This window comes from Nonomuraea sp. KM90, from assembly GCF_052246675.1.
Taxonomy (GTDB): domain Bacteria; phylum Actinomycetota; class Actinomycetes; order Streptosporangiales; family Streptosporangiaceae; genus Nonomuraea.
In genome coordinates this window covers 1-2,093 of the sequence record NZ_JBQQCB010000322.1, presented here as the reverse complement: position 1 = coordinate 2,093, position 2,093 = coordinate 1, and the positions used below count along the sequence as shown (strand labels likewise).

Below are 2,093 nucleotides of genomic sequence, written 5' to 3'. Positions count from 1 at the left end.
AACTACGCCGCCGCCAACGCCTTCCTGGACGCGCTCGCGACACACCGCCACGACCAGGGACTGCCGGCGGTCTCGGTGGCCTGGGGCCTGTGGGACGCCGCCTCCGACATGACCGGCGGGCTCAGCCGGGCCGACCTGGCCAGGCTGGCTCGGGCGGGCATCGCGGCGCTGAGCGTCGAGCAGGGCCTGGAGTTGTTCGACGCGGCACTGGCGAGCGCCGAGCCCACCATGGTGGCGACCCGGTGGGACGGCGCGGGGCTGCGTACCAGGGCCGAGAACGGCGACCTGCCCCCGGTGCTGCGCGGCCTCGTCCGCGCGCCCCGGCGGGCCGCGGGCGCCGACCAGGCCGAGAGCCGCAGCTCGCTGATGGCCCGCCTGGCCGAGCTGAGCAAGGAAGAGGGGCTGCGCCTGCTCAGCGACCGGGTACGCGACCACATCGCCGTCGTCCTCGCGCACGGCAACCCCGAGAAGATCAGCGTCGACCGGGCGTTCACCCAGCTCGGCTTCGACTCCCTCACGGCAGTGGAACTCCGCAACCGGCTCAACGCCGACGTCGGCCTGCGGCTCCCCACCACGCTGGTCTTCGACCACCCCACCGTCAGCTCCCTGGCCGAATACCTGTTCAACACGCTGGCCCCGGCCACGCCCTCGCCCGAGGAGACCCTGCGCGGCGCCCTCGAACGCGTGGGATCCATGCTCACCAGCGCCAAGGACGACGGCGAGGCCATCCGCACCAAGCTCGTCGCCGTGCTGCAGGGCGGCCTGGCCATGTTCGGCGCTCCACAGGGTGACAACGCCGACACCGTGATGGAGAAGATCGACTCCGCCTCCGACGAGGAGATCTTCGCACTCATCGACAACGAACTGTGAACAGGAAGGCCCATCGATGAGGACCGAGGACAGGCTCCGCGACTACCTCAGACGCGCCACCGTCGAGCTGGCCGAGGCCCGTCAGCGGCTGGCCGAGGACGAGGACCGCCGGCACGAGCCGGTGGCGATCGTCGGGATGGCGTGCCGCTACCCGGGCGGGGTGGGCGGTCCGGAGGAGCTGTGGGACCTGGTCGCCTCGGGCCGGGACGCGATCGGCGAGTTCCCGGCGGACCGGGGCTGGGACGTGGAAGGCCTGTACGACCCGAACCCGGAGGCGATGGGGAAGTCGTACACGCGGCACGGGGGCTTCCTGTACGACGCCGCCGACTTCGACGCGGCCTTCTTCGGGATGAGCCCGCGCAGCGCGCTGGCCACCGACCCGCAGCACCGGTTGTTCCTGGAGGCGTGCTGGGAGGCCCTGGAGCGGGCCGGGATCGAGCCCGGCTCCCTGCGCGGCACCCGGACGGGCGTCTACGCCGGGAACATGTACGACTACTACTCCACCCGCTTCCTCGACGGGGCGCCGGAGTCGGTCGAGGGCACCCTGTTCACCTCCAGCGCTCCCAGCCTGGTGTCCGGGCGGGTGTCCTACACCCTGGGGCTGGAGGGTCCCTCGCTCACGGTGGACACGGCCTGCTCGTCCTCGCTGGTCGCGCTGCACCTCGCCGTACGAGCTCTGCGGCAGGACGAGTGCTCGCTCGCCCTGGCCGGGGGCGTGACGGTCATGGCCTCGCCGGTGCCGTTCGTGGAGTTCTCCCGCCAGGGCGCCCTGTCCCCGGACGGCCGGTGCAAGTCGTTCTCGGCCTCGGCCGACGGCGCGGCGTGGGCCGAGGGGGTCGGGGTGCTGGCCTTGGAGCGGCTGTCCGAGGCGCGGCGCAACGGGCGCCGGATTCTCGGGGTGATCCGGGGCACGGCGGTCAACCAGGACGGCGCCAGCAACGGCATGACCGCTCCGAGCGGCCCGGCCCAGGAGAAGGTCATCCAGCAGGCCCTGGCCGACGCCCGGCTGGACACCCGCGACATCGACGCGATCGAGGCGCACGGCACCGGCACCACCCTGGGCGACCCGATCGAGGCGCAGGCGCTGCTGGCCACGTACGGGCGCGGGCGGCCGGCTGATCGGCCGGTGTGGCTGGGGTCGGTGAAGTCGAACATCGGGCATGCGCAGGCGGCTGCGGGTGTGGCGGGTGTGATCAAGATGGTGCTGGCGTTGGAGCGGCGGG

General features: G+C 72.8%; 2 protein-coding genes. Both read left to right on the top strand.

Translation table 11 applies throughout. The annotated features are described in order from the left end of the window. Window positions 1-870 (top strand): phosphopantetheine-binding protein (locus ACTWPW_RS63885; RefSeq protein WP_443174991.1); only part of this gene is annotated, 870 nt, incomplete at its 5' end. Between the two features lie 16 nt (window positions 871-886). After that, window positions 887-2,093 (top strand): beta-ketoacyl synthase N-terminal-like domain-containing protein (locus ACTWPW_RS63880; RefSeq protein WP_443174990.1); only part of this gene is annotated, 1,207 nt, incomplete at its 3' end.